The sequence below is a fragment of the Acidovorax sp. KPB24-03 genome (assembly GCF_057546605.1).
The window spans coordinates 1-537 of the sequence record NZ_BAAJYR010000959.1; the positions used below are offsets into that span (position 1 = coordinate 1).

The 537-nt window shown below is 73.7% G+C and carries 1 protein-coding gene; it reads right to left on the bottom strand.

Features of this window, described 5'->3' with window-relative positions; translation table 11 throughout:
* Positions 1 to 537, bottom strand: a 537-nt coding sequence (locus tag AC27KI_RS27035; RefSeq protein ID WP_487116996.1) for a TolC family protein, incomplete at both ends; no start/stop codon positions are given.

Genomic DNA, 537 nt, shown 5'->3' on the forward strand with positions numbered 1-537 from the left:
CCACCAGCAGCGCGAGCGCGTTGCGGTCGCGCGCGACCTGGGCGGTGTAGGTGGCGACGTCGGCGCGCGCGGTGTCCACCGTGGTCTGCGTCTGCGCCAGGGTCAGGCCCGAGGTGGCGCCCAGCGCATGGCTGCGCTGCGTGAGGTCCAGCGACTGCTGGCGCGTGCGCAGCGTGTCGCGCGCCAGTTGCAGGCGGCGGCCGTCCGCATCGAGGGTGAGCCAGGCGTTCACCGCCTCGGCCACCAGGCTCAACTGCACGCTGCGGCGGTTCTCGGCGGCGCGGAAGAACTCCTGCAGCGCGGCGTCGTTCAGGTTGCGCACGCGGCCGAAGAAGTCGATCTCGTAGCTGGCAAAACCCAGTTGCGCGCTGTATTGCCCGCCCACGTTGGAGCGGCCCGCGGTGGTCAGGTCGTCGGCCGTGCGGCTGCGGCTGCCCGCGCCGGTGGCGTTCACGCCGGGGAACAGGTCGGCGCGCGAGACGCCGTACTGCGCCCGCGCCCGCTCGATGGCCAGCACGGCCACGCGCAGGTCGCGGT